The sequence below is a fragment of the Micromonospora sp. A3M-1-15 genome (assembly GCF_024213425.1).
GTDB classification, from domain to species: Bacteria; Actinomycetota; Actinomycetes; order Mycobacteriales; family Micromonosporaceae; genus Micromonospora; species Micromonospora chersina.
Genome location: NZ_JANAVK010000001.1, coordinates 910,709 through 936,249 on the forward strand (window position 1 = coordinate 910,709; position 25,541 = coordinate 936,249).

Annotated in this window: 23 protein-coding genes and 1 pseudogene; 9 read left to right on the top strand and 15 right to left on the bottom strand. The window is 75.0% G+C overall.

Annotated features, from left to right (window positions below; genetic code table 11):
* Nucleotides 1-39: 39 nt before the first annotated feature.
* From NLX85_RS04085 to rimP, 11 genes and pseudogenes are all read right to left on the bottom strand, one after another.
* Nucleotides 40-1,365 carry an MATE family efflux transporter gene (locus NLX85_RS04085; RefSeq protein WP_254331698.1) on the bottom strand — a complete coding sequence of 442 codons (1,326 nt, stop codon included), beginning with the start codon at nt 1,363-1,365 and terminating at the stop codon, nt 40-42.
* A gap of 600 nt (nt 1,366-1,965) precedes the next feature.
* The gene (locus NLX85_RS04090) at nt 1,966-2,175 is read right to left on the bottom strand and encodes a DUF6186 family protein (RefSeq protein ID WP_254333623.1); all 210 of its coding nucleotides are present in this window, start codon (nt 2,173-2,175) and stop codon (nt 1,966-1,968) included.
* The gene (locus NLX85_RS04095) at nt 2,175-2,585 is read right to left on the bottom strand and encodes a hypothetical protein (protein ID WP_254331699.1); all 411 of its coding nucleotides are present in this window, start codon (nt 2,583-2,585) and stop codon (nt 2,175-2,177) included. Before NLX85_RS04095 ends, NLX85_RS04090 begins: the two co-directional genes overlap by 1 nt.
* An 86-nt stretch (nt 2,586-2,671) precedes the next feature.
* Nucleotides 2,672-3,718 carry a bifunctional oligoribonuclease/PAP phosphatase NrnA gene (locus NLX85_RS04100; RefSeq protein WP_254331700.1) on the bottom strand — a complete coding sequence of 349 codons (1,047 nt, stop codon included), beginning with the start codon at nt 3,716-3,718 and terminating at the stop codon, nt 2,672-2,674.
* Nucleotides 3,715-4,203, bottom strand: a complete 489-nt coding sequence (gene rbfA / locus NLX85_RS04105; RefSeq protein ID WP_254331701.1) for a 30S ribosome-binding factor RbfA — start codon at nt 4,201-4,203, stop codon at nt 3,715-3,717. Before rbfA ends, NLX85_RS04100 begins: the two co-directional genes overlap by 4 nt.
* Nucleotides 4,204-4,450: 247 nt before the next feature.
* Nucleotides 4,451-4,744, bottom strand: a complete 294-nt coding sequence (locus NLX85_RS04110) for a DUF503 domain-containing protein (protein ID WP_212837480.1) — start codon at nt 4,742-4,744, stop codon at nt 4,451-4,453.
* Between the two features lie 43 nt (nt 4,745-4,787).
* Complete coding sequence (locus tag NLX85_RS04115; RefSeq protein ID WP_254331702.1) at nt 4,788-5,837, bottom strand: TRM11 family methyltransferase; 1,050 nt, start codon at nt 5,835-5,837, stop codon at nt 4,788-4,790.
* A 78-nt stretch (nt 5,838-5,915) separates the two neighbouring features.
* Complete coding sequence (gene infB, locus NLX85_RS04120) at nt 5,916-8,918, bottom strand: translation initiation factor IF-2 (protein WP_254331703.1); 3,003 nt, start codon at nt 8,916-8,918, stop codon at nt 5,916-5,918.
* A 93-nt stretch (nt 8,919-9,011) separates the two neighbouring features.
* Nucleotides 9,012-9,348 (bottom strand): annotated as a pseudogene (locus NLX85_RS04125) (YlxR family protein).
* 16 nt (nt 9,349-9,364) lie between these two features.
* Nucleotides 9,365-10,408 carry a transcription termination factor NusA gene (gene nusA, locus NLX85_RS04130; protein ID WP_254331704.1) on the bottom strand — a complete coding sequence of 348 codons (1,044 nt, stop codon included), beginning with the start codon at nt 10,406-10,408 and terminating at the stop codon, nt 9,365-9,367.
* Nucleotides 10,405-11,064, bottom strand: coding sequence for a ribosome maturation factor RimP (rimP, locus tag NLX85_RS04135; protein WP_254331705.1), 660 nt, complete (start codon nt 11,062-11,064; stop codon nt 10,405-10,407). Before rimP ends, nusA begins: the two co-directional genes overlap by 4 nt.
* 266 nt (nt 11,065-11,330) lie before the next feature.
* Here rimP and NLX85_RS04140 point away from each other — a divergent pair, with 266 nt between their 5' ends.
* The 7 genes from NLX85_RS04140 to NLX85_RS04170 all read left to right on the top strand — a co-directional run bounded on the left by NLX85_RS04140 (nt 11,331) and on the right by NLX85_RS04170 (nt 17,687).
* Nucleotides 11,331-11,780, top strand: a complete 450-nt coding sequence (locus tag NLX85_RS04140; protein WP_254333625.1) for a hypothetical protein — start codon at nt 11,331-11,333, stop codon at nt 11,778-11,780.
* Complete coding sequence (locus NLX85_RS04145; RefSeq protein WP_254331706.1) at nt 11,777-12,217, top strand: DUF4439 domain-containing protein; 441 nt, start codon at nt 11,777-11,779, stop codon at nt 12,215-12,217. Before NLX85_RS04140 ends, NLX85_RS04145 begins: the two co-directional genes overlap by 4 nt.
* A 69-nt stretch (nt 12,218-12,286) precedes the next feature.
* Complete coding sequence (locus NLX85_RS04150) at nt 12,287-12,868, top strand: PadR family transcriptional regulator (RefSeq protein WP_254331707.1); 582 nt, start codon at nt 12,287-12,289, stop codon at nt 12,866-12,868.
* A complete protein-coding gene (locus NLX85_RS04155; protein WP_254331708.1) occupies nt 12,865-13,608 on the top strand; it encodes an ABC transporter ATP-binding protein in 744 nt (247 codons plus the stop codon). Before NLX85_RS04150 ends, NLX85_RS04155 begins: the two co-directional genes overlap by 4 nt.
* Nucleotides 13,605-16,292 (top strand): FtsX-like permease family protein, encoded by a 2,688-nt coding sequence (locus tag NLX85_RS04160; RefSeq protein ID WP_254331709.1) that lies wholly within the window; start codon nt 13,605-13,607, stop codon nt 16,290-16,292. The genes NLX85_RS04155 and NLX85_RS04160 overlap by 4 nt, the downstream gene beginning before the upstream one ends.
* Before the next feature lie 67 nt (nt 16,293-16,359).
* On the top strand, nt 16,360-16,839 hold the full coding sequence (locus NLX85_RS04165) for a nitroreductase family deazaflavin-dependent oxidoreductase (protein ID WP_254331710.1): 480 nt from the start codon (nt 16,360-16,362) through the stop codon (nt 16,837-16,839).
* 110 nt (nt 16,840-16,949) lie between these two features.
* Nucleotides 16,950-17,687 carry a nucleotidyltransferase domain-containing protein gene (locus NLX85_RS04170; RefSeq protein ID WP_254331711.1) on the top strand — a complete coding sequence of 246 codons (738 nt, stop codon included), beginning with the start codon at nt 16,950-16,952 and terminating at the stop codon, nt 17,685-17,687.
* A 69-nt stretch (nt 17,688-17,756) separates the two neighbouring features.
* On the opposite strand, the gene NLX85_RS04175 is transcribed toward NLX85_RS04170, so the two are convergent.
* Both NLX85_RS04175 and map read right to left on the bottom strand, forming a co-directional pair.
* A complete protein-coding gene (locus NLX85_RS04175) occupies nt 17,757-18,473 on the bottom strand; it encodes a VIT1/CCC1 transporter family protein (protein ID WP_254331712.1) in 717 nt (238 codons plus the stop codon).
* A complete protein-coding gene (gene map / locus NLX85_RS04180; protein WP_254331713.1) occupies nt 18,470-19,327 on the bottom strand; it encodes a type I methionyl aminopeptidase in 858 nt (285 codons plus the stop codon). The genes NLX85_RS04175 and map overlap by 4 nt, the downstream gene beginning before the upstream one ends.
* 94 nt (nt 19,328-19,421) lie before the next feature.
* On the opposite strand from map, the gene NLX85_RS04185 reads away from it, so the two are divergent.
* Nucleotides 19,422-19,736, top strand: coding sequence for an STAS domain-containing protein (locus NLX85_RS04185; protein WP_254331714.1), 315 nt, complete (start codon nt 19,422-19,424; stop codon nt 19,734-19,736).
* Nucleotides 19,737-19,741: 5 nt separating this feature from the next.
* Here the strand turns inward: NLX85_RS04185 and NLX85_RS04190 are convergent, their stop codons facing one another.
* The gene (locus NLX85_RS04190) at nt 19,742-21,190 is read right to left on the bottom strand and encodes an MFS transporter (protein ID WP_254331715.1); all 1,449 of its coding nucleotides are present in this window, start codon (nt 21,188-21,190) and stop codon (nt 19,742-19,744) included.
* Between the two features lie 13 nt (nt 21,191-21,203).
* On the opposite strand from NLX85_RS04190, the gene NLX85_RS04195 reads away from it, so the two are divergent.
* A complete protein-coding gene (locus NLX85_RS04195) occupies nt 21,204-21,764 on the top strand; it encodes a CGNR zinc finger domain-containing protein (RefSeq protein ID WP_254331716.1) in 561 nt (186 codons plus the stop codon).
* A gap of 64 nt (nt 21,765-21,828) precedes the next feature.
* Here the strand turns inward: NLX85_RS04195 and NLX85_RS04200 are convergent, their stop codons facing one another.
* Complete coding sequence (locus tag NLX85_RS04200; RefSeq protein WP_254331717.1) at nt 21,829-25,485, bottom strand: SpoIIE family protein phosphatase; 3,657 nt, start codon at nt 25,483-25,485, stop codon at nt 21,829-21,831.
* Between the last annotated feature and the right edge of the window lie 56 nt (nt 25,486-25,541).

Sequence of the window (25,541 nt, forward strand, 5' to 3'; positions counted from 1 at the left end):
CCCCGGCGCCCGGGCGACGGCGAGTGCTGGCGGAGACGGTCAGCGGACCGCGCCGACCACCGCCCAGGCGCCGGAGCGCAGCCGCAGCAGCAGGGCGACCAGCCGGAGCACCACGAACAGGGTCAGCCCGGCCCAGATCCCGCCCAGCCCGAGGTCGAGCCCGTAGGCCAGCCAGATGGCCGGCAGGAAGCCGCCCAGTGCCGCCACGATCGTGAGGTTGCGCAGGTAGCGGACGTCCCCCGCGCCGATCAGCACGCCGTCGAGGGCGAACACCACGCCGCCGATCGGCTGGAGCGCCACGAACCAGGGCCAGGCGACCATGGCCTGCTCGCGTACCTGCGGATCGGAGCTGAACCACGACGGCACCAGGCCGGCGCCGGCGGCGATGAGCACGGCGAACGCCACGCCGCAGAGGCCGCCGAGCAGGGCGATCCGCCGGGCCAGGGCGCGCGCCGCGGCGGCCTCCCCGGCGCCGAGCGCCGCGCCGATCAGGGACTGCGCGGCGATCGCCAGGGCGTCCAGCACCAGGGCGGTGAAGAACCAGAGTTGTACGGCGATCTGGTGCGCCCCGACCGCGGCGGCGCCGAAGCGGGCCGCCACGGCGGTCGCCGAGAGGAAGCTGGCCTGGAAGGCGACGCCCCGGATGAGCAGGTCGCGACTGAGCGCCAACTGTTGGCCGATGTGCCGGGGCCGGGGGCGCAGCGGGACCCGCTCCCGGACCAGGGCCGCCGCGAAGAGGCCGCCCGAGATGGTCTGCGCCACCGCGTTGGCCACGGCCGAGCCGGCCAGGCCGAGCCCGGCCGGGTAGACGAGCAGCGGGCAGAGCAGCGCCGAGAGCAGGTTGGGGCCGAGCACGAAGAGTAGCGGCCGGCGGGTGTCCTGGATGCCGCGCAGCCAGCCGTTGCCGGCCGCCGCGAGCAGCAGGCCGGGTGCGCCGAGCGCCGCGATCCGCAGCCACGTCGCGGCGGCGTCGGCCACCTCGCCGGGGCCGCCCACGAGGGTACGCGCCAGCCAGCCGCCCCCGACCTGGATGGCGAGCGCCACCAGCACGCCGACGCTCAGGGCGAGCCAGGACGCCTGCACGCCCTCGGCCACGGCGGCGGCCCGGTCCCCCGCGCCGAACCGCCGGGCCGACCGCCCCGTGGTGCCGTACGCGACGACGGTGCCGAGCCAGGCGGTGAGCGTCAGCACGGTGCCGCCGACGGCGAGCGCGGCGAGCGGAACCCGGCCCAGGTGCCCGACCACGGCGGTGTCGACAAGCACGTAGAGGGGCTCGGCGGCGAGCACCACGAGGGCCGGCAGGGCGAGCGCGGCGATCCGACGGGCCGTGACGGCCGGAGGGACGGAGGCGACGGTCTGACTCATCGCCGCCGATCCTGGCACGCCCCCCGTAAGGCACGCAACCCCGGCCACTACTTACCACCCCGGGACGGTGGCGGCTCCGGAGACGACGAACGCCGCCCACCTCGTGGTCGAGGCGGCGGCGCGGGGAGGGTGGCGGCGGCGGTGACGTCGTGGGTGCGGCGTCACCGCCGGGCGGCCACCGTCACTGACGGGTGTCCATCGAGGTCTGCAGAGCGCGGCGCATCTGCTCGCGCGCCTCGTCGGTGGTGTTCTCGGTCTGCGGCTTGCGCTTGGTCGCCATGGGAGTTCCCTTCCAGGGTGCGGACCACCGGCACACGGCGGCCCTACGGGGCGTCCGACCCTCCCGCACGGCGCGTCCACCGCGCCGCGACGTGAAGCCGTCGGTCTGCTGAGCGCCGGCAGCGGTCCGGGATCACCGGAGCGGCTCCCTGGCAGCGTGAGCCCGGGTCGGTCTGACCCTGGAGGGAGGCGGCACCGGGTGTGGCACCACCGCCCATGACCAGCGCCGAAGCGCCGGCCCCCACCCAAATTAACGTTCACTTTCCAGATGCTGCCCACTGTTCCCGCGATACGGACAGCCGGGAACGGGACGGGCGGCGCTCACCGGGCCAGGAAGTGCCAGCCCAGCCACCACCAGAACCCGAACAGGCCGATCCGGCCGACCGGCACCGGGCCGACCTCGTACCGCATCACGAAGGCGCAGACATCGGCCAGGGACGGGATCCGGGAGTCGTCCCGCCGGGCGGCCCACTCGACGGCCGCGAAGAGCAGCAGCGCGGCCAGGAAGCCGCCGATCGCCAGGGCGCGCATCATCGGCGGACCAGCCCCCAGAACGCGGTCAGCCAGGCGAACCAGGCCGCCGAGCGGACCAGGTGGTCCTCCAGCAGCGGGTCGGCCAGCCGGGAGAAGGTGGGGAACTCGTCTCCCACCGACAGCACGAACGTGGCCCCCTCGAACACCCCGAACACGGTGACCGGCAGCAGCCACCAGAGCGCGCCGGGCGGCAGCCGCCGCGGCGCCGGCCGCCGGGGCGGCACCCGGTTGCTCAGACCGACCCAGATCAACGCCCCGCCGGTGCCCAGGGTGTAGAGGTTGGCCGCGGCGGAGAAGGACGGCAGCTGCCCGCCGACCAGCGAGAGGCAGATCAGCACCGGCACGGAGACGACCGGGCGGTCCCAGGCCCGGGGCGCCTCGACGGTGAGCTCACGGGGGTGATCCATCACCCGATTGTCCCCAGCGTCACCGAGCGCGGGAAGACCGGCACGCCCCGGAGTAACCCCCGGTTCCGACCCCGAACCGGGGTGGGTCAGGCGGGCAGCAGGGCGCCGGACAGTTCGGCGCGGATGCGCTCGACCACCTCGTCGACCGTGCCCCGGCCGGTGAACCCGGCCGCGAACCGGTGGCCGCCGCCGCCGAGCACCGTGGCCACCCGGCTCACGTCGACTGCGCCCTTGCTGCGCAGCGAGACCGCCCACTCGGCGTCGCCGGCCTGCTTGACCACGCAGCTCACGTCCGCCTCGGCGGTGCAGCGCACCGAGTCGATCAGGGCCTCCAGCACGTACGCCGGCTGGTCGTGCCGGGCCAGGTCGTCGCGGGTGGCGTAGGTCCAGACCAGCCCGTGCCCGGCGGCGGCCGCCGGCTCCAGCCGGGCCCGGCCCAGCACCTCGCCGAAGAGGCGGACGGCGCCGAAGGGCCGGGTGTCGAAGATCCGCCGGGAGATCTCCCCCGGCCGGATCCCGGTGGCCAGCAGCCGGGCCGCCAACTCGTGCACGGCGGGCGTGGTGGCCTCGAAGCGGAACGAGCCGGTGTCGGTGCTCAGCGCTACGTAGAGGCAGGCCGCGATCTCCGCGTCCAGCGCCACCCCGAGCCGGTCCAGCAGCCCGAGCGCGACCACCGAGGTGGCCGCCGCGTGCGGGTCCACGAGGTGGATGCCGCCGAACCCGGTGTTCGAGGCGTGGTGGTCCAGCACCAGCGAGGTGCCCGCCTTGTCCAGCCGGTCGACCAGGTCGCCCAGCCGGGACTCGCTCGCCGCGTCGAAGCAGATCACCAGGTCCGGATCGGGGTACGCGTCGTCCTGCGCCACCAGCAGGTCGGACCCGGGCAGCCAGCGGAACGGCTCGGGCACCTCCGGCGGGCCGGGAAAGGTCGCCTGGAGCTGCCGCACGCCGAGCCGGCGCAGGCCCAGCCCGAAGCCGAGCATGCTGCCCAGGGCGTCGCCGTCCGGGTTGACGTGGCAGATGAGCAGCACCCGCGCCGTGGCGGGGAGCCCGCGTACCGCCGCGACGGCGGCCGCCCAGTCGGTGTCGGTCGGGCCGGCACCGGCCGGCGGCCCGCCCGCGGCGGAACCGGTCACCGGCGGTCGCCGCCGCGCGGCTCGTCGTCCTCGGTGTCGGAGTCCTCCACCTCGGCGTCGGCGTCCTCGTCCTCCACCCGGTACGGCTGGGGCTCGCCCGCGTACTGGGCCTTGGCGGCCAGGCGCTGGACCTCCGCGTCGGCGTTGCGGGCCGCCGCGAGCAGGTCGTCGATGTGCTTGACCTGGTCCTGCACGTCGTCGAGGACGAAGGTCAGCGTCGGCGAGTGGCGCAGCCCGAGCGCCTTGCCGACGGTGCTGCGGAGCATGCCCTTGGCGCTCTCCAGCGCGGCCGCGGTGCTGGCCTGGGCCGCCGCGTCGCCGAGCACGGTGTAGAAGACGGTGGCGTCGCGGAGATCGGCGGTGATCCGGGCGTCGGTGATGGTGATCATCCCGAGCCGGGGGTCCTTGATCTGGCTCCGCACCACCGACGCGACCAGTTCACGGATGCGCTCCGCGTGCCGGCGTACCTTGGCCGGATCCGTCATGTCCCCCACCTCCAGGGCTTCGTGCCTGCTACGACGGCTCCGGCCCGGCGCGTCTGACGCCGGCCCGCTACGACGACATCAGCTCGGCGCGCCTGACGCCGCGCCGCGACCTGAAGCCGTCGCGGGAGCCGTCGGCCGGAAACGGACGGCACGGGCGCCGCCGGGTCCGACCGCCCAACATCCCGAACATTACCCGCGCGATCGCCGCCCCCGCGCGGGGCCGCCCGTGCCGGCGGGGAGGGCCCGCTCAGTCCTCCTCGCCGTGCAGGCGACGGCGGACCGACAGCAGCTCGGTCTCCGGGCGGGCGGCCACCAGCCGCTCGCAGGAGTCGAGCACCTCGCGGACGTGCGCCGGCTCGGCGGCCACCACAGCCACCCCGATCTGGGCCCGTCCGTGCAGGTCGAGCGCCCCGACCTCGGCGGCGGACACCTCGAACCGGCGGAGCGCCGCGACGATCGGCCGGACGTACGACCGCTTGGCCTTCAGGGACCGGGAGTCCCCCGGGAGCAACAGGTCGAATTGCGCGGTTCCGGTGTACACGGCGAGCAACGGTACGGCAGGAGCGCCGCCCCGGTCACCCGTTTTAGTCCTGGGGCGCGACCGCCACCAGCACGTCCCGCTCGATCGCCTGGTCGACCCGGTGCGCGAGGTCCCGCCAGCCGGGCCCGTCCACGACGCGCAGGCCGGCGCCCGACAGCACCGCCTCGGCCGCCGCCCGCGGGGCCACGTGGGTGTTCCACGACAGCCCCACCGCCCCGCCCGGGCGCAGCAGCTCCCGCCAGACCGGCACGGCGGCGCCCAGCAGGTCCAGCGGGCTGCGGGAGAGGCCCGCGTCGGTGCGGCTGCCGTGCGCCACCCCGTACGGGGCGTCGGTGACGATCACGTCGGCGCAGCGGGGACGGAGCGCCTCGCGGGCCCGGGTGGTGTCGGCGTGCAGCACGGTGACCCGCTGGGTCGCCCCGGCCCGGTGCGCGTCCCGGGACGGCGCGATCACCGCCTCGAACCGCCGGGCCACGAGCTTCCGGTCCCGCCGCACCGGGACCATCTCGGCGGTGTGCTTGAGCCGCTTGCGGCGCAGCCAGGTACGCAGGAACGCCGCGTACGCGTCGACGTCCTTGCCGTCGTGTTCCACGCCGATGCCGTCGTAGCCGTACATCATCGCCTGGTTGAGGGTGGTGCCCCGGCCGCAGAGCGGGTCGAGCACCACGACCGGCCCGTCCAGCATCCGGGGCGCCGAGGCCGACGCCAGCAGGGTGACGTTGAGCAGCAGCCGGGTGAACTGCTCGTTGGTCTTGCCGGCGTACTTGGGGATGGTGATGAGGTCGGAGTCGTACCGGGCGAGGGGGTGCAGCGGCACCGGCCGGAGCAGGTCGTCACCCACCCGCTCGAAGAGCGCGTACGCCGCCGACAGGTTGGCCAGGTGGGCCAGGTCCCGGGCGCCGAGGCCGGGTTCCGGGGCGGCGAAGGTCAGGTACTCCACCCCGCCTATCCGCTCCACGGCGGCGTCGACCGGCGGGGCGTCGAGCACCCCCGACCCGGCGAACACGGTCAGCTCGGCGCGGGCCAGCCGGCCGGCGGCGTCGGCGTAGACGCGGTTGGCGGAGGGGGCGAGGAGCAGCGCGTACCTGAGCACGCCCGAGATTGTCGCAGCCTGCGGAAACGGCGACGGCCGGGACCCGCAGGCCCCGGCCGTCTCCGTCGTTCACACCGCTCAGGCGCGCGGCTTCTCCCGCATCTCGAAGGTCTCGATGATGTCGCCGACCTGGACGTTGTTGAAACCGCCAAGCGTCAGACCACACTCGAAGCCTTCGCGGACCTCGGTCGCGTCGTCCTTGAACCGCTTCAGGGAGCTGATCGTGAGGTTGTCCGCCACGACCGCCCCGTCCCGCAGCAGCCGCGCCTTGGCGTTGCGGCGGATGAGGCCGGACCGGACGATACAGCCGGAGATGTTGCCGATCTTGGACGAGCGGAAGACGTCGCGGATCTCCGCGGTGCCGAGCTCGACCTCCTCGTACTCCGGCTTGAGCAGACCCTTGAGCGCGGCGTCGATCTCCTCGATGGCCTGGTAGATGACCGTGTAGTACCGGATCTCCACGCCCTCGCGGTCGGCGATCTCGCGGACCTTGTTGGCGGCCCGCACGTTGAAGCCGATGATCGTGACCGCCTCGGACGAGGCGCTCGCGAGCATGACGTCGCTCTCGGTGATCGCGCCCACGCCCCGGTGGATGATCCGAAGCTGGACCTCCTCCGGGATGTCGAGGTTGAACAGCGCGTCCTCGAGGGCCTCCACGGAACCGGAGACGTCGCCCTTGAGCACCAGGTTGAGCGAGGTCTTCTCGCCCTCCTTGAGCTGCTCCATGAGCGTCTCGAGAGTCGCCCGGCCGCGGGAGTTGGCGAAGGACGCCGCCCGCCGCCGTGCCTGCCGCTGCTCGGCGATCTGCCGCACGGTCCGGTCGTCCTCGGCGGCCAGGAAGGTGTCACCCGCACCCGGCACCGTGGTCAGACCCAGCACCATGACCGGACGCGCCGGCCCGGCCTCGTCGACCGGCTTGCCGTTCTCGTCCAGCATGGCGCGGACCCGGCCGTGCGCCCCACCGGCGACGATCGAGTCGCCGGCACGGAGCGTGCCCTTCTGCACCAGCACGGTCGCCACCGCACCACGGCCCTTGTCCAGGTGCGCCTCGATGGCGACACCCTGCGCCGGCCCGTCGATCGGAGCGGTCAGCTCCAGCGACGCGTCGGCGGTCAGCAGCACGGCCTCGAGAAGCTCCTCGATGCCGATGCCGGGCTTGGCCGCCACGTTGACGAACATGGTGTCGCCGCCGTACTCCTCGGCGACCAGGCCGTACTCGGTCAGCTGCTGGCGGACCTTGTCCGGGTTCGCCTCCGGCTTGTCGACCTTGTTGACCGCGACCACGATCGGCACGTCCGCCGCCTTGGCGTGGTTGAGCGCCTCGATCGTCTGCGGCATCACGCCGTCGTCGGCCGCCACCACCAGGATCACGATGTCCGTCACCTGGGCACCACGGGCACGCATGGCGGTGAACGCCTCGTGACCCGGGGTGTCGATGAAGGTCACCGCGCGGTCCTCGCCCTCGTGCGGGACGTGGACCTGGTAGGCGCCGATGTGCTGGGTGATGCCACCCGCCTCGCCGGCCACGACGTTCGCCTTGCGGATCGCGTCGAGCAGCTTGGTCTTACCGTGGTCGACGTGACCCATGACGGTCACCACCGGCGCACGGCTGACCAGGCGGTCCTCCGACACCACGGCGTCGAGGTCGATGTTGAACTGCGCGAGCAGCTCACGGTCCTCGTCCTCCGGGCTGACGATCTGCACGTCGAAGCCGAGGTGCTCACCCAGCAGGAGCAGGGTTTCGTCGGAGCAGGACTGGGTCGCGGTCACCATCTCGCCCAGGTTGAACATCTCCTGGACCAGCGAACCCGGGTTGGCGTTGATCTTGTCGGCGAAGTCCGACAGCGAGGCGCCACGGGACAACCGGACGACCTGACCCTGGCCCCGGGGGGCACCCGAGGACATGGTCGGGGCCGACAGGTTGTCGAACTCCTGTCTGCGCTGCTTCTTCGACTTGCGACCGCGGGTCGGCCGGCCACCGGGACGCCCGAAGGCACCCGCGGCGCCACCGCCACGGCCACGACCGCCACCACCCGGACGGCCACCGCCGCCGGCCGGAGCACCCGGGCGGAAACCGCCACCGGGAGCGCCACCGCCGCCACCGGGACCGCCGCGGTAGCCACCGCCGCCGCCACCGCCACCGGGACCGCCGCGGAAACCACCGCCGCCGCCACCGCCACCGGGACCGCCGCGGAAACCACCGCCGCCGCCACCGGGACGGCCCGCGCCGCCACCGGGTCCGCCACGACCGCCACCGGGACCGCCGGGGCGACCCGTGGTCGGCCGCTGGCTCGGCATGGACGCCGGGCTGGGCCGCGGCGGCATGGACGCCGGGCTGGGCCGCGGCGGCATGCCCGCCGGGCTCGGCCGGGGACCGCCACCGGCGGCCGGGGGCCGCTGCTGCTGGCCACCCTGGATACCGAACGGGTTGTTGCCGGCGCCGCGCGCCGGCGGACGACCGCCCGGCCGGGCACCCGGACCCGGGGTGGGTCCACCGGGACGGCCGGCGGCCGGGGCACCCGGACGCGGCGGCGCCGCGTTCGGACCCGGACGCGGCCCCGGACGGGGACCACCCTCGGTCGGGGGCTCGCGGCGGACGTTCTCCCGCTGCTGCTGGCGGGCGGCCTGCGCGGCCTTGACCGCGGCCTCCTGCTCAGCCTTGAGGGCAGCGGCGCGCGCCTCGGCGGCCGCCACCTCGATGTCGTGCGCGCTCGCCGGCTTGGCGACCGGGGTCGCCGGCTGCGGCGGGCCGGGGACCGGGCCCTTGGGCTTCGGTCCAGGGGTCGGCGCGGCCGGCCGCCGGGGCGGCATCGGCCTGGCCGAGACCCGGGGGGCGCCCGGGGTCGGGGACGGCGTCGGGGTCGTTGCCGGGCTCGGGGCGGCCGCCGGCGGGGCGGCCTGGGCCGAGGCACCACCGGCGGACGCGACGAATGCGCCACGCAGCCGTCGGGCGACGGGCGCCTCGACGGTGCTGGACGCGGACTTCACGAACTCGCCCATCTCCTTGAGCTTGGCGAGAACGGTCTTACTCTCGACCCCGAGCTCCTTGGCGAGCTCGTGTACGCGGGCCTTTCCTGCCACTGCACTCCTCACTCCGAGGTCGTGCGGGCAGCACCCGCAGCGACCTCACTCGTGCACTTGAAGCCTGGTCATTTCAGGGACTTCATCGTGTGCTCATGTCGGTCGTCCTACCTTGCTAGCGACCCTCGGCCGGTCGGGTTTGACCGGTCGTCGGGGTTTGCGCGTCAACGTGCTCCGCGAGCGCACCGTGGTCGAGGACCCCGGTGACGCGCAGTGCCCGCCCGAAGGCGCGGCGCCGCACCGCCTGCGCGAAGCAGGCCGGATCCGGGTGCATGTTCGCTCCCCGACCCGGCAGTCTGCGAGCCGGATCGGGCCGGAGGCTGTAATGACCAGCCTCGTCCCCGACCGCGACCATCCGCAGCAACTCGCTGGCCGGCGCTCGCTTCCGGCAACCCACACAGGTGCGCTCCGGCAGCGCGCGTCGTGCCACTGGAGGAAGTCTACCCCTAGCTGCTCGAGATCGCGCCGCCCGCCTCGGGAACGTGATCAGCTCCGCCCCGGCCGGGTGCCCCGCTCTGCTCCGCGTCGGAGCGGATGTCGATCCGCCAACCGGTCAACCGGGCAGCGAGCCGGGCATTCTGCCCCTCCCGCCCGATCGCCAGCGAGAGCTGGAAGTCCGGGACGGTCACCCGGGCGGTCCGGCTGGCCAGGTCGACCACCTCCACCCGGAGCGCCTTGGCCGGCGAGAGCGCGTTGCCGACGAAGGTGGCCGGGTCGTCCGACCAGTCGATGATGTCGATCTTCTCGCCGTGGAGTTCGCTCATCACCGCGCGGACCCGCTGGCCCATCGGGCCGATGCAGGCACCCTTGGCGTTGACCCCCGGGGCGGTCGAGCGCACCGCGATCTTCGTGCGGTGACCTGCCTCACGTGCGATGGCGCCGATCTCCACGGTGCCGTCGGCGATCTCGGGGACCTCCAGGGCGAAGAGCTTCTTCACCAGCCCCGGGTGTGACCGGGACAACGTGATCTGCGGACCGCGCATTCCCTTGGCCACGTGCACCACGACGCAGCGGATCCGCTCGCCGTGCGTGTACCGCTCGCCGGGGACCTGCTCGGACTGGGGCAGGACGCCCTCCAGCTTGCCCAGGTCGACGCTGACGATGCCCTTCTCAGACCGCGCCTCGTGCGCCTGCACCACGCCGGTGACCAGGTCGCCGTCGCGGCCGACGTACTCGCCGAAGTGCACCTCGTCGGTGGCCTCCCGCAGCCGCTGGAGGATCACCTGCTTGGCGGTCATGGCGGCGATCCGGCCGAAGTCGTGCGGGGTGTCGTCCCACTCCCGGACCACGCTGCCGTCGGCGTCCACCTCCTGGGCGTACACCGAGGCGGCCCCGGTCTTGCGGTCGATCTCCACCCGGGCGTGCGGCTCGGCGCCGTCGGTGTGCCGGTAGGCGGTCAGCAGCGCGGTCTCGATCGCCGCGAGGATCGTGTCGAACGGGATCTCCCGCTCGCGCTCCAGGGCGCGCAGCGCCGCGAGGTCGATGTTCACCTCTCCTCGTCCTCCAGATCTTCGTCGTCGTCGTCGATGTCGGTGTCGTCACCGAAGTCCTCGTCGGACACCTCGTCCAGGCGGTGGAACTCCACCTGGACCCGGCCGGGCCCCAGCTCGGCGTACGGGTGCTCGGCGCGACCGGCGTCGGTCTCCAGCGCCACGCGCTCGTCGTCGGCGGCGGCGATCCGGCCGGTGACCTGCCGGTCCCCCTCGGGGCCGCGGACGGTCACCTTGACCAGCCGGCCGGCGTTGCGCCGCCAGTGCCGGGGCAGGGTGAGCGGGCGGTCCACGCCGGGCGAGCTGACCTCGAGCTGGTACTCGCCGGCCACGATGTCGCCGCCGGCCTCCTCGGCGGCGTCCAGCGCCGCCGAGACCGCCCGGGAGATGTCCGCGACCGCGTCGAGGTTGATCCCGCCGTCGGCGTCCACGATCACCCGGACCACGTGCCGGCGGCCGGCGCGGGACACGGAGAGGTCCTCCAGGTCGTAGCCGGCGGCGGTGACCACCGGCTCGATCACCTCACGCAGCCGCGCCTTGCGGGCGTTCAGGTCGCTGCGGGGTGCGCCGCCCCGGTCCGCGCCACGGGGGCCGTCGGACCGGCGGGGGCGCCCGGAGGGCCCCGTCGGCCGGGTGGCACGGCCACGCTGCGTCATTCGGCGCACCTCTCTGCTGTTGCCACGGACCCCACGGGCCCGGTCGTGTCGCTGCCCGGGCGGGCCGGTCGGCCCGCCATGCCGGCACGCCACCGGGGCGTCCGCGCCCGGTGGCTGCGCAGAGCGTAACGCGCGGGCCGGGCGGCGGCCCGGGCGGCGCACCGACGCCACTGGCCCACAGCTCGCCGGAGATGGTGTTGACTTGTCCGGTGGCGACGGGCAGAACGACAACGGACCAGGGCGCACCGGGACATTCCCGGCGGATGCTGCTGCGCGCCGGGGCGCTGCTGGCGCTCGGCGGCACGGCCGTGCCGCTGACCGGCTGTGATCTTTTCGACCGCGACGACGAGTCACGGCCCCCGGATCCGCTGGAGCCGCTCGCGGCCGAGGCCACCGCGCTGGAGGCCCGCCACCGGGCCGCCGCCACCGCGGTCCCGGCGCTGGCCGAGCGGCTCACCGCGATCGCCGACGCGCACCGGGCGCACGCCGAGGAGCTGCGCAAGGTGATCGGGCGGCCGGCCCCGTCCGGCAGCCCCGCGGCCGCCCCCACCACGCCGGCCGCGGACCCGGACACGGTCCGTACCGAGCTGCGGCAGGCCGAGCAGGAGGGGCGGGAGAACGCCGCGCGGGCGTGCGCCGCCGCGCCCGCCGAGCGGGCCGCGCTGCTCGGCTCGATCGCGGCGGCCCGGGCGACCCACGTGGAGGCGTTGAAGTGAGCCCGACCAGCGGCCCGGCCCAGGCCCTCGGCGACGCGCTCGCCGCCGAGTACGCGGCGATCTGGGCGTACGGGGTGATCGGCGTGCACCTGACCGAGGCGGCCCGCTCCGCCGCCCGCGCCGCCGAGGCGGCCCACCGGTCCCGCCGGGACGCCCTCGTCCTCCAGCTCAGCTCCGGTGGCGGTCAGGTCCCCGCCGACCGGGCCGGCTACGCGCTGCCCTACCCGGTCACCGACCGGGCGAGCGCGCTCAAGCTGGCCGTGGAGATCGAGGAGCGGACCGCCGGCCACTGGCGGGCGGCGCTGCCGCACACCACCGGGGCGGACCGGAACAAGGCCCTCGCGGCGCTCACCGACTGCGCGCTGCGGGCCACCCGCTGGCGGCGGACCGCCGGGGTGAACCCGGTCACCGTCCCGTTCCCCGGCCGCCAGGCCTGAGCGGAGCCCTGGTCACCCGCCGGAACCCTGCGGTTGCGGACCGCATACCAGGTATGCATACTCCACGCCATGTCCATCCGCCACGGCCTGCTCGCCCTGCTGGAGCGCGGCCAGATGTACGGCTACCAGCTCCGCTCGGCGTTCGAGGAGTCGACCGGGTCGACCTGGCCGCTGAACATCGGGCAGGTGTACACGACGCTGGCCCGGCTGGAGCGCGACGGCCTGGTCCGCTCGCTGCCGGAGAGCGAGGCCGGGCAGCGGCCGTACGAGATCACCGACGCCGGGCGGGCGGACCTGGCGCTCTGGTTCGCCACGCCGATCAGCCGGGCCGACCGGCCCCGGGACGAGCTGTCGATCAAGCTGGCCCTGGCCCTCACCACCCCCGGCGTGGACGTCCGCGCGGTCGTGCAGACCCAGCGCAGCGCCACCATGCGGGCCCTGCAGGAGTTCACCCGGTTGAAGTACGCCAGTGACAAGCCGGAGGACCTGCCCTGGCGCCTGGTGCTGGACGCGATGATCTTCCAGGCCGAGGCCGAGGTCCGCTGGCTCGACCACTGCGAGACCAGCCTGGTCCGCCACCGACCGGCGCCGAGCCGGCCGGCCGGCCACCCGGAGGCGGTGGACCGGGCCGACGAGGAGGCCCGCCGGTGACCCCGGGAGTTGAGCAGATCAACGGTGTGCTGGAACTGCGGACCGTGCACCGGACCCACGGCGCCGGGGAGGCCGCCGTGCACGCGCTGCGCGGGGTGAGCCTCACCGTGGCCGCGGGCGAGCTGGTGGCGGTCATGGGGCCCTCCGGCTCCGGCAAGTCCACCCTGCTCGCCCTGGCCGGCGGGCTGGACCGGCCGACCGGCGGCGAGGTGCTGGTCGAGGGGGAGGTCCTCGGCGGCCTGCCCGCCCGTGACCTGGCCCGGCTGCGCCGCCGCCGGATCGGGTACGTCTTCCAGGACCTGAACCTGCTCGGCAGCCTCACCGCGGTGGAGAACGTGGCGCTCCCCCTCGAACTGGACGGCGCCGGTGTGCGGGCGGCCCGCCGGCTCGCCCTCGCCGCGCTCGCCGAGGTGGACGTGGCCGGGCTGGCGGACCGGTTCCCCGACCAGATGTCCGGCGGCCAGCAGCAGCGGGTCGCGATCGCCCGCGCCCTGGTCGGCGAGCGCCGCCTGGTCCTCGCCGACGAGCCCACCGGCGCGCTCGACTCGCAGGCCGGCGAGGCGGTGCTGCACCTGCTGCGCCGCCGGGTGGACGCCGGGGCGGCCGGGGTGCTGGTCACCCACGAGGCGCGGCACGCCGGCTGGGCCGACCGGGTGGTCTTCCTGCGCGACGGGGTGCTGGTCGACTCGACGGCCCCGCTGGTCGGCGTCGAGCACCTGCTCAGCGGCAGCGGTCGGTGAACCGGGGCCGGCTCGCCGCCACGCTCGGGTCGTGGCGGGCCGCGCTGCGGATCGCGCGGCGGGAGGCCCGGCGGGCCCGCCGGCGTACCGCGCTGGTGCTGGCGATGATCGCGCTGCCGGTGCTCGGGCTGAGCTTCGCCGCGGCGAGCTACGACATGGCCGAGCTGACCCGGGCGGAGCAGGTGGACCGGCGACTGGGCGGCGCCGACGCGGAGCTGCGCTGGGGCGACCTGAACCCGATCCTCCAGGACGCCTGGGGCGAGGGCTCCTGGCCGGTCGAGGGCGATCCGGTGTCCCGGACCCGCCCGGCGACGACCGACGAGCTGCGGGCGCTGCTGCCCGCCGGCACCCGGCTCACCCGGCTGCGCCGGTGGGTGCCGTTCGAGGTGCGGATCGACGCGAAGACCGTCTCGTTCGATGCCCGTGCCGTCGACCTGACCGACCCGATCGGCCGGCCGCTGGCCACCCTGCGGGAGGGCCGGCGGCCCACCCGCCCCGACGAGATCGCGGTCAGCCGGGCCGCGCTGCGCCGGCTGGACGTCCGGCTCGACGCGCCGGTGCGGACGGTCGACGGCACGACCTACCGGGTCGTCGGCGTGGTGGAGTTCCCGGACAACCTGGGCGAGGTGGTGGCGCTCCGGCCGGAGCTGCCGCCCGGGCCGCTCGGCCCCGGCGACGAGAGCTGGCTGGTGGACCTGCCCGGGCCGCTGGACGGGGCGCTGGTCGACCGGCTGAACGCACGGGGCGTCCTGGTGGCCGCCCGGAACCCGCTTCCCGGCCGGGAGGAGATCGGCGCCGGCCCCGACCTGCCCGACGCCGAGCAGACCGGCAACGTGGTGCTGGTCGGCGGGCTCGGCCTGCTGGAGGTGGTGCTGCTGGTCGGCCCGGCCTTCGCGGTCGGCGTACGCCGCCGGCGGCGGGACCTCGCCCTCGTCGCGGTGGCCGGCGGGGACGCCGCGCACCTGCGCCGGATCGTGCTCGCCGACGGGGTGGTGCTCGGCGCGGGCGGGGCGGTGGTCGGCCTGCTGCTGGGCACCGGCGCCGCGCTCGCCGGGCGGCCACTGGTCGAGCAGCACCTGCTCCAGCAGCGCTTCGGCGCGTACCGGGTCTTCCCGGCGGCGTTGGCGGCGATCGCCGTGGTGGCGGTGCTGGCCGGCGTGCTGGCCGCGCTCGCCCCGGCCTGGGCTGCGGCCCGGCAGGACGTGGTCGCCGGGCTGGCCGGCCGGCGCGAGCCGCCCCGGCCACGCCGCCGCTGGCTGGTGCTCGGGGCGCTGCTCACCGTGGCCGGCGCCGCCGTGGCCGCGTTCGGCGCCACCCGGACCACCCCGACCGGCGTCCTGGCCGGGGTGGTCCTGGGCGAGTTGGGGCTGGTCTTCTGCACCCCGACCCTGATCGGCGTCCTGGCCCGGACCGGCCGGCTGCTGCCGCTGGCGCCCCGGCTGGCGCTGCGCGACGCCAGCCGCAACCGCTCGTCGGCCGCGCCCGCCATCTCCGCCGTGATGGCGGCGGTGGCCGGCAGCGTGGCCCTGGGCGTCTACGTGGCCAGCGACGACGCCCGGCAACGGGCGGCCTGGCAGCCCGGCCTGCCGCCGGGCCACGTGCTGCTCCAGCGCACCGACGGGCGGACCACCGGCACGCTGCCCGCCGCGGGCGAGGTGGCGGAGCGGGTCCGGGCGGTCCTGCCGGGCGCCGCGGTGGTGCCGATCGCCGGGGCAGAGTGCGCCCGGCCGGCGACCCCGGAGGACTACTGCGTCGCCACCGCGGTGCGCCCGCCCGAGCAGCGCTGCCCGTACGACCCCGTCGACCCCGGGCACGCCCCGGCGCGGACCGACCCGCGCTGCGTGCGGCCGTTCCGCGATCCGAGCGACCTCTACCTGCCGGCGCTTGTGGACGACGGGACGGGGCTGCCCGCGCTCACCGGCGCACCGGCCGAGGAGGTGGCCGCGGCCCGCCGGACCCTCCAGGCGGGCGGCGTGGTGGTCACCGATCCCCGGCAGCTGGTGGACGGGCGGGTCCGGGTGGAGGTCAGCCACGGGACCCTCGCCCCGACGGCCGCCGGCACGCTGCCCGGGTACGTGCTGCGCGGCGGCCTGCCGGTGGACCGGCTGGTGGTCTCCCCCGCGGCGGCCACCGCGCTCGGCCTCGCCGCGGCGCCGCTGGGCTACCTGGTCGACACCGCCGACCCGCCCACCGTCCACCAGCGGGACCGGCTGGCCGCCGAGCTGGCCGGGGTCGCTCCGCTGGCGGTCCAGGTGTCGGCGGCCGGGCCGCCGTCCGACCAGCGCCCGCTGCTGCTCCTGCTGGCCGGTGCCGCCGGCGTGATCACCCTGGGCGCGGCCGCGGTGGCGACCGGCCTCGCCGCCGCCGAGGGCCGCCGGGACCTGTCCACCCTCGCCGCGGTCGGCGCCGATCCCCGGGTACGCCGGGTGCTGTCGCTCTGGCAGGCCGGGGTGATCGCGGGGCTCGGCTCGGTGCTCGGCATCCTGGCCGGCCTCGGCTCGGCGGCCATCATCCTGGTCTCGCTCAACCGGCGGTACGCGCAGTCCTGGCCGGTGAAGCCGCCGTACCCGCTGGTGGTGCCCGGGTCGACGCTGACCGTGCTGGTGGTGGTGCCGGTGGTGGCCATGGTCGGGGCGGCCCTGCTCACGCGGTCCCGGCTGCCGGTGGAACGCCGGTTGGACTGACGGTGTTCGATCCGCTCCGGCCGGTCGGGGGGTGTCGCGGGCGGGGTGCGGCCGGCACACTGGGCGGGTGTCCGCCGTGCAGTCCCTCACCCGTCGTCTCGGTCACCAGAAGTGGTTCGCCGCCACCATGCGCCTGCTCGTTCCCGCCGACCGGCTGGTCGGCCGGCTGACGAAGGGACGGGTGGTCGCCTTCGGGCTGGTGCCCTCGCTGGTGCTCACCACCACCGGCCGCCGCTCCGGCAAGCCGCGCAGCAATCCCCTGCTCTACGTGCCGGACGGCGACGCGTACGTGGTGATCGGCTCGAACTGGGGGCAGCAGCACCAGCCCGCCTGGTCGCTGAACCTGCTCGCCCAGCCGGCCGCCGAGGTCGACGTCAAGGGCCGCCGAATCCCGGTGCGCGCCGAGCCGATCAGCGGCGAGGAGCGGGAGCGGCTGTTCACCCGGCTGGTCGCCGAGTGGCCGGCCTACCGCACGTACGTGGAACGGGCCGGCGGCCGGGAGATCCGGGTGTTCCGGCTGGTCCCGGTGGGTGAGCCGGCCGCCTGACCCCTCGGGCGCGGCGAGCCGGCGGGGCCGGTCCGGCTGGCTAGGGTGGTGGTCGGTCGACGCGCGCCGGGCCGCCGCCGGGCGGGCCGCGTGCGGAACGGAGGTGGACCGTGGACGCCAGCGGCGCCGAGCTGGACACCGACCGGTACCTGGACGATCCCCGGTGGCGGGTCGCCGAGCGGGTGGGTGACGGGGTGCTGCGCCGGTTCGCCGCGGGCGTCCTCGCGGTCGCGGTGCACGGCCCGCTCGCGCACGGCGACGACGACGGCGGCGGGAACGGCGAGGTGGGGCTGCTCGTGGTGACCTACCGGACGGGCGGCGGGCCGTCGCCGGCCACCCGCCGGGTGGACGGGGTGCTTGTCGACCTCACCGTGGCCGGCGCCGACGACTACCTGCGGCAGGCCACGACGATCACCGCGCTCTGGCCGCTCACCGCCGACCGGTACGTCACCACCCGCGCCCTGCACGACCCGACCGGCTGGCTGCGGACCCTCCGCGACGAGCACCTGGCCCGGCTGGCCCGGGCCCGGCCCGCCGAGTTCACCGCCGCGGCCCGGCAGGCGTGGTACCGGGGCAGCGCGGCGCACACCCGGGCGCTGCGGCTGGCCGAGTGGTACGAGACCGACCAGGCGCTGCTCATGCTCGGCGAGGCCCGGCTGGCCGCGGCCACCGTGCAGGGGCTGCTCAGCCGCACCTACTTCCGCGACCCGGGCGACGCGGTGCGGCGCACCGGCCTGGCCGGGGCGGACATGACCGAGGTGGGCACGGTGCTGGCCCGCCAGGCCGAGGAGCTGACCGCCCGGGGCCGCCCGGTCGACGGCACGGTGGACGACCTGCTCGGCGGCTGACGCCCGCCGGGCGTCAGCCGATCCCGCCCTGGATGCCGATTCGGAATCGGCTGACGCCCGCCGGGCTTGTCAGCCGATTCCGCCCTGGATGCCGATCAGTGCGCCCACCAGGTAGGTGGCGCCGGCCGCGAGGGCGCCGAGCAGCAGCTGCCGCAGCCCGCCGGCCCACCAGGGGCGGTTGGTGAACCGGGCCACGATGGCCCCGGCCACGAAGAGCCCCACCCCGCCGACGCCGAGCGCCAGCGCCAGGCTGGTGAAGCCGAGCAGGTAGGTGACCAGCGGCACCAGCGCGCCGACCGAGAAGCAGAGGAACGAGGAGACCGCCGCCGCCCACGGACTGGGCTGCTCGTCGGGGTCGACGCCCAGCTCCTCCCGGACGTGCACCCGCAGCGCCTCCTCCGGGTTGCGCCGGACCGCCTCGGCGACCTGCGTGGCCAGGTCCCGGGGCAACCCCCGGGCCACCCACGCGTCGGCCAGCTCGCGGGCCTCCGCCTCGGGGTGCCGTTCCAGCTCGCGCCGCTCCTTGGCCACCTCGGCGGCCACCTGCTCGTTGGCCGAGCGGACGCTGGTGTACTCGCCCAGTCCCATCGAGATGGCGCCGGCCACCAGACCGGCCGCGCCGGTGAGGACGACGCTGCGCGGGGAGACCCCGCCGCCGCCGACGCCGGCGATCAGGGCGATGTTGGTGACCAGCCCGTCCATCGCCCCGAACACCGCCGGCCGGAGCCAGCCGCCGGACACGTCCGCGTGGTGCGCCTCGCGCAGCGCCGCCGGGGTGTCGGTCACGGCAGGGTCAGGATCTCGTAGCCGTCGTCGGTCACGACGATGGTGTGCTCGAACTGCGCCGTCCACCGGCGGTCCTTGGTGACGACGGTCCAGCCGTCGTCCCACATGTCGTACTGGTGCGTGCCGAGGGTGATCATCGGCTCGATGGTGAAGGTCATGCCGGGCTCCATCACGTCCGTGGGGCGCGGGCTGTCGTAGTGCGGCACGTAGAGTCCGCTGTGGAAGGACTCGCCGATGCCGTGGCCGGTGAAGTCGCGGACCACGCCGTAGCCGAACCGTTTGGCGTACGACTCGATGACCCGGCCGATGACGTTGATCTGCCGGCCCGGTGCGACCGCCTTGATCCCGCGCATCATGGCCTGGTGGGTCCGCTCGACCAGCAGGCGGGCCTCCTCGCTCACCTCGCCCACGCAGAAGGTGGCGTCGGTGTCGCCGTGCACCCCGCCGATGTACGCGGTCACGTCGACGTTGATGATGTCGCCGTCCTGGAGCACCGTGGAGTCCGGGATGCCGTGGCAGATCACCTCGTTGAGGCTGGTGCAGCAGGACTTCGGGAAGCCCTTGTAGCCCAGCGTCGAGGGGTACGCGTCGTGGTCGCAGAGGAACTCGTGGACCACCTTGTCGATCTCGTCGGTGGTCACCCCCGGCTTGCAGTGCTCCCCGGCGAGCTGGGTGGCCTGGGCGGCGAGCCGGCTGGCGATCCGCATCTTCTCGATGGTCTCCGGCGTCTGCACGTGCGACCCGCGCCACTCCTGCGGCCGCTTCTTGCCCACGTACTCGGGACGCGGAATGTGGGCGGGAACCGCCCGCCACGGGGAGAGCGTGCCTGGGGTCAGCGGCGCACGGACGGTCATGGCGACAGCCTATCGCCGGGCCCCTGGTGACCCCCGCCACGGCCCGCTCGGTCAGGTTGTTGCCGCGCCGCAACCGCTGTGCCATTGTTGCTCCGTGGATCAAGGGGGCGCACCGCCCGTCTTCTCCGCGACCGCGGAGCTCGACGGTGATCAACTGCGCGTCCGGGTGGCCGGCGAGGTCGACATGGCGACGGCCGACACCATGTACCGGACCGTCCTCGGGGAGGCCGCCCGGCACGTCACGCTCGACCTGCGGTCGGTGACCTTCTTCGACTCGGCCGCGATCCACGCGGTGGTCCGGCTGGCCCAGCAGCTCCCCGGCACGCTCACCGTGCTGCCGTCCCGGCAGGTCCGGCGGGTGCTGGAGATCTCCGGCCTGGGCGAGCAGGACTGGCTGGCGCAGGCCTGAGCTGTTCACCGGTCGCCGGCCCCTCCCGCAACCGGATTCGCAGGCTGACACATCGCTTCGTCGTCGCCCGGTCCGTCCCGGCCGGCGGGCTCTGCGCGCACGGTGGGCGTTTCGGCATCGCGGAGGGCCCGGGTGGTGACCCGGGAGGCGAGCAGGAGCGCGGCGAGCGCCAGTCCGAGGGCCGCGGCGATGAAGGGGGCGCGGATCCCCAGGCTGCGTCCGAGCAGGCCGCCGGCGAGTGCTCCGAGGGGCACGACACCCAGGACGACCAGGCGGTAGGCGGCGGTGACGCGGCCGAGGAGTTCGTCGGGGACTGCCGCTTGGCGCAGGGTGCTGACGACGATCTGGTTCAGCGAGGTGGCGACGGCTGCGCAGAACATGCCGGCGAGGGCGAGGGGTGTGTGGTGCCCCAGGCCGAGGATGGCGTAGCTGGCGGCCGGGGTGAGGGCGGCGAGCCAGGTGGTGGGGCCGCCGCCGATGCGGGGCACGACGTGTTCGGCGAGCAGTGAGCCGGCGATCGCACCGGCGGCGGGAACGGCGATGAACAGGCCGTAGCGCGACATGGGCAGCTGGTACGGGCCGGTGACCAGCAGGACGAGCACCCCGCCGGTGACCGAGCCGAAGAAGTTGATCGCCGCCGAGATGAACGCGACCCGGCGCAGCAGGTCATGGCGCCAGAAGTGGGCCCATCCGGTGCGGATGTCCTGGGCGACGGTGGTCGGGGTCGAGCGGTGCTCCTCCTTCTCGCCGGTGGGCCGCAGCGCGGGCAGCAGCAGGGCTGCCAGGCCGGCGAGGGCGAACGCGGCCGCGCCGGTGTAGAAGGCCGCTGATGCCGCCAGCGCGAACAACGCCGCCCCGGCGGGCGGACCGATGAAGGTGTTGATGACGGACTGGGTCGCGAACAACCGGCCGTTGGCGCGCTCGAGCTGCTGACGTGGCAGGAGCCGGGGCGGGATGGTCAGGGCGGCGTTGTCGACCATCGTCTCGGCGCAACCGGCCAGGAACACTGCCACGTAGAGCAGCGCGACGTGGCGCCATCCGTTGGCCAAGGTCACGGCCAGCAGCGCGAACCCGGCCGCGCGCAGCCAATTGCCGGCGGTGAGTATCCGACGCCTGTCCACCCGGTCGGCCATCGCGCCGGCGGGGAGGGTCGCGACGAGCCAGGGCAGGAACTGCACCACCGTCATGCCCGCCACGGCGAGCGGGTCACGGGTCAGCGTGGCGACGAGCAGCGGCGCCGCGGCCTGCAGCAGCCCGTCGGCGAGGTTCGAGGACGCCTGGGACGCCCATAGTGCAGCGAACGATCTGCGCGGGGCGGCGGCAGGCATGATCGGTCTCCTCGCGGCATTCTCATGGATGATTGGTGAATCGGGCATGAGCATGCCAGCGGACAGTCTCACATGCAACAATGCTTCCAACCATGAGAGGAGCTGGTGGGTGAGGTTCGGCCACATCGCAGGCGACCGCATGCTCGACCTGGTGAACACCGTTGCCTGGCGCCTGGGCGGGCGCGAACGCACCGAGCACCTGCAGACCTTCTCCGACGTCGTCGACTGGTGCGTCGAGTCCGACCTGATCAGCGCAGCCGAGGCCGCGGCCCTGCGCGACCTCGCCGGCCAGGACGGCGCCCGGGCCGAGCGGGAACGGCAACACGTCATCGAAGCGCGCGAGCGGGTCTACGCAGCCCTCTTCGAGGATGACCCCGAAGCGGCCGCGGACCTCGCGAGCATGTACCGGGCGGCGATCGCCGCGGCCGAACTGGTCCACACGGGCGACCGCTGGCAGTGGCGCGACCCGGAAAACGACCTCCGCCTGCCCCGCGACCGCATCGTCCGCGGGCTCGTGGCCCTCATCCAGCGCGACGACCTCGACCGCCTCCACCAGTGCGAGGACGCCAAGTGCGGCTGGGTCTACCTCGACACGTCACCGCGGCGGAACCGCCGCTGGTGCAACACGAAGGACTGTGGCGACCGCAACCGCGCCCGCGCCTACTACGCCCGGCAGAAGGCGAAGAGCAACCGACCCTGATCCACGTTCGCGAGGCCGGCGCGGTGCCGGCCACGGGCCGCTCGCCGGTGGAGCGCAGGCGGCCTCAGTCCGCCAGCCGGCGGCGCAGGATCAGCTCGGTGCCGTTCTCCGTGCGGGTCACGCTCATCTCGCCGAGCGCCTGGATCAGCGCCAGGCCACGGCCCCGGAAGCTCGTCCCGCTCGACTCCCGCCACCGGCCGCTGTCGCGGATCGTGGCGGTGACCGTCCGGTCCTCGATGGTCACCTCGACGCCGATCGTCGGCTCGGCCGGGGCCACCGGGTGCTCGATGGCGTTGGCGGCGGCCTCGGAGATGGCCACCGTGAGGTCGAACAGATCGGTCTCGCCGACGTGGTGGGCGACCAGGAAGTCCTCCAGCCGCTTGCGCAGCACGCTGAGCCGGGTCGGGTCGGCCGGCAGCCGCAGCGCGAAGCGGTTCAGCTCGGTCGCCTCCAGCGCGAGCACCGCCACGTCGTCGTGCCGGGTGCGCCCGGCGACCCGCTCGACCACCGCGTCGACCAGATCGGCCACGTGCTCGCCCGGGGTCGCCGCGTCCGCCCGGAGCTGGCCGAGCCCGGCGTCGATGCCGGCCTGCCGGTCCTCGATCAACCCGTCGGTGTAGAGCAGCAGCCGGCCGCCCGGGGCCAGCTCACCGTCGACGGTCCGGTACGCCGTGCCGGGAATCGCCCCGACCGGCGGCCCGAGCGCCCGGTCGTGCAGGAACACCGCGTCACCGTCCCGGATCAGCAACGGGGAGGGGTGGCCCGCGCTGGCGTACCGGAGCCGGCCGGTGCGCGGGGAGAAGCGGAGGCAGACCACGGTGGCGAACGAGCCGCCCTCGGTGGAGCCGACCAGCCGGTTGAGCCGGGTCAGCGCCTCGCCCGGGTCGTAACCCTCCAGCACGTACGCCCGCAGCGCGTTGCGGAGCTGGCCCATCGCGGCGGCGGCCCGCACCCCCTTGCCGACCACGTCACCGATCACCAGCACCAGCTCGTCGTCGGCGGTGCCGATCACGTCGTACCAGTCGCCGCCCACCTCGACGTCGGCGCTGCCCGGCAGATAGCGACTGGCCACCACGGCGCCGGGGAGCTGCGGCAGGGTACGCGGCAGCAGGCTGTGCTGGAGCGTGGTGGCGATCCGGTGCTCGGCCTCGTAGAGCTGGGCGTTCTCCAGCCGCACGCCGACCAGCCGGGCCAGCTCGGTGAGGGCCGCCTGCTCGGCGCCGCCGCCCTCCCGGCGCCAGACCCGCAGCTCACCGAGCTGCTCGTCGGTGGTGCCGGTCAGCGCCAGCACCACCGAGGGCTCGGCGGAGACGTCCCCGCCGCCGTCCGCCTCGTAGCGGGCGCCGGTCGCCGTGACCACCACCCGGGCGGCCTCGGCCAGGCCGAGCGCGTGCCGCGCGGCGACCCGCACCACGTCGGCGGTCGACCGTGCCGTGTTGATCGCCACGGCGGCGTCGGCGAGCGCCCGCAGCCGGCGGACGATCTGGCCGCGGAGCTGGCCCAGCTCGACGTTGGCCCGGACCCGGGCGATCAGCTCCTGGCTGGAGAAGGGCTTGGTGAGGTAGTCGTCCGCGCCGACCGAGAGCCCGGCGACCTCCTCGGCCGCGCCGGCCCGGGCGGAGAGCAGCACGATCGGCACCCCCCGGGTGACCGGGTTGGCGCGCAGCGCGGTGACCAGCCCGAAGCCGTCCAGCCGGGGCATCATCACGTCGGTCAGCACCAGGTCGAACGGGGAGTCGACGGCCAGCCGCAGCGCCTCCACGCCGTCCGGCACGGTGACCACCTCGTACGACGGGGAGAGCAGCCGGCTCACGTGCTCCCGCAGGTCGGCGTTGTCGTCGGCGACCAGGATCCGGCCCGCTCCCCCGGGCACGCCGACCGGCTCCGGCAGCCCGCCCGGCCGCGCCACCTCGTCGGTCCAGAGCGCGGTCTCGGCGACGTAGAGCCGGGCCTGCTCGGGCTCGCTCAGCGGCACCGGGGCGAGGGCGGCCACCCGGTCGGCGGGCAGGTGCGCGTATCCGAACGGCACCCGCGCCGTGAACGTGGTCCCCCGGTCGACGACGCTGTGCGCGTCGACCGTGCCGCCGTGCATCTCGACCAGCTCGCGGACCAGGGCGAGGCCGATGCCGGTGCCCTCGTGGGTGCGGGAGCGGGCGCCGGGCACCCGGTGGAACCGCTCGAACACCTGCGGCAGCTCCGCCGGCGCGATGCCGACGCCGGTGTCGGTCACCTCCAGCACGGCGACGCTGTCACGGGCGCGGACCCGGACCCGGATCTCGCCGTCGAAGGTGAACTTGACCGCGTTCGACAACAGGTTGAGGACGATCTTCTCCCACATGTCCCGGTCGACGTAGACGGGCGCGGGCAGCGGTGGGCAGTCCACCACGAGGCGCAGCCCGGCCCGCTCGGTGACCGAGCGGAAGGTGCTGGCCAGCCGGGCGGTGTAGTCGGCCAGATCGGTGGGCTGGTAGCGGGCGGCCAGCCGGCCGGACTCCAGCCGGGAGAAGTCGAGCACGGTGTTGACGAGCTTGAGCAGCCGCAGCGCGTTGCGGTGCATCATGGCCAGCCGGTCGAGGTACGTGTCGGGCAGGGCGCGGTCGGCGAGCAGGTCCTCCAGGGGCCCGAGCACCAGGGTGAGCGGGGTGCGGAACTCGTGGCTCACGTTGGCGAAGAAGTTGGTCTTGGCGCGGTCCAGCGCGGCCAGCTCGGCGGCCCGGGCCCGCTCCTGCTCGTACGCCCGCTGCTTGCCGACGGCCCGGGAGATCTGGGCGGCGACCAGATCGGCGAAGTGGCGGTAGTCGTCGGTGAAGGGCAGCCGGCGGGCCACCCCGAGCAGCAGCATGCCGGCCGGCTCGTGGGTCGCCGTGAGCGGCAGCAACAGGGCCTGGTCGGCCGCGTCCGGCGGCACCGCGCCGAGCAGTTCGGCGGTGGAGACCCAGCGGGGCTCCTCCGGGGAGTCGCCGGGGCGTGGGGGCCCGCCCGCGATCGCGGCGGGATCCAGCCCGGCGCAGCCGGCCAACGCCGGGACGCCGTCGTCGTCGTGCAGCCAGACGGCGCTGAACGGCACGTCGGCGCGGTGCCCGTCGAGCACCTGGGCGACGGTCCGCCCCAGCTCCACGGTGCTGCGCACGTCGGCCAGCTCGGTGCCCAGCTCGGCCAGGGCGCGCAGCCGGCGCTCGCCGACCACCCGGCCGGTGGTCTCGTTGACGAAGCAGAACACGCCGTTCACGCTGCCGTCGGCGTCCCGGACGGGGTCGTACGAGATGTCGAAGTAGACGTCCTCCAGGAAGCCGTGCCGGTTGAGGACGAAGGGGTGGTTCTCGCCGCGGTAGGGCACGCCGGTGCGCTGCACCCCTTCGAGCAGCGGCCCGAGCACGTCCCAGGTCTCGGCCCAGTACCGGCGGGCGGACTGGCCGATCACCGCCGGGTGCTTGTCGCCGATGGTGGGCCGGTAGGCGTCGTTGTAGAAGGCCAGGTGGTCCGGACCCCAGAACAGCACGATCTGGGCCCGCGAGGAGAGCATGGTGCTGACCGCGTGACTGAGCGCGGGGGGCCAGCCGCCCGGGGCGCCGAGCGGGGTGGTGGACCAGTCGAAGCCGCGCAGCCGCTCACCCATCTCGCCGCCGGCGGCGAACGCCGCGGTCAGCAGTGGAGAGAGTTTCGCCTCCCCGGTCCCCGAGGACGAATGACGAACGTCCCCGCCCCCCTGGGCCGAGCCCATGCAGCCTCCCGCTCCGGACAATGTCCACGACGACCGGCGCGATCACGCCGGTCGTC

Coding starts and splice junctions, on each gene's coding strand:
- NLX85_RS04085 (WP_254331698.1), bottom strand. CDS start 1,365: ATGAGTCAGACCGTCGCCTCCGTCCCTCCGGCCGTCACGGCCCGTCGG.
- NLX85_RS04090 (WP_254333623.1), bottom strand. CDS start 2,175: ATGCGCGCCCTGGCGATCGGCGGCTTCCTGGCCGCGCTGCTGCTCTTC.
- NLX85_RS04095 (WP_254331699.1), bottom strand. CDS start 2,585: ATGGATCACCCCCGTGAGCTCACCGTCGAGGCGCCCCGGGCCTGGGAC.
- rbfA (WP_254331701.1), bottom strand. CDS start 4,203: ATGACGGATCCGGCCAAGGTACGCCGGCACGCGGAGCGCATCCGTGAA.
- rimP (WP_254331705.1), bottom strand. CDS start 11,064: ATGACGCAGCGTGGCCGTGCCACCCGGCCGACGGGGCCCTCCGGGCGC.
- NLX85_RS04150 (WP_254331707.1), top strand. CDS start 12,287: ATGTCCATCCGCCACGGCCTGCTCGCCCTGCTGGAGCGCGGCCAGATG.
- map (WP_254331713.1), bottom strand. CDS start 19,327: ATGACCGTCCGTGCGCCGCTGACCCCAGGCACGCTCTCCCCGTGGCGG.
- NLX85_RS04190 (WP_254331715.1), bottom strand. CDS start 21,190: ATGTGGCCGAACCTCACCCACCAGCTCCTCTCATGGTTGGAAGCATTG.
- NLX85_RS04195 (WP_254331716.1), top strand. CDS start 21,204: ATGCTCGACCTGGTGAACACCGTTGCCTGGCGCCTGGGCGGGCGCGAA.
- NLX85_RS04200 (WP_254331717.1), bottom strand. CDS start 25,485: ATGGGCTCGGCCCAGGGGGGCGGGGACGTTCGTCATTCGTCCTCGGGG.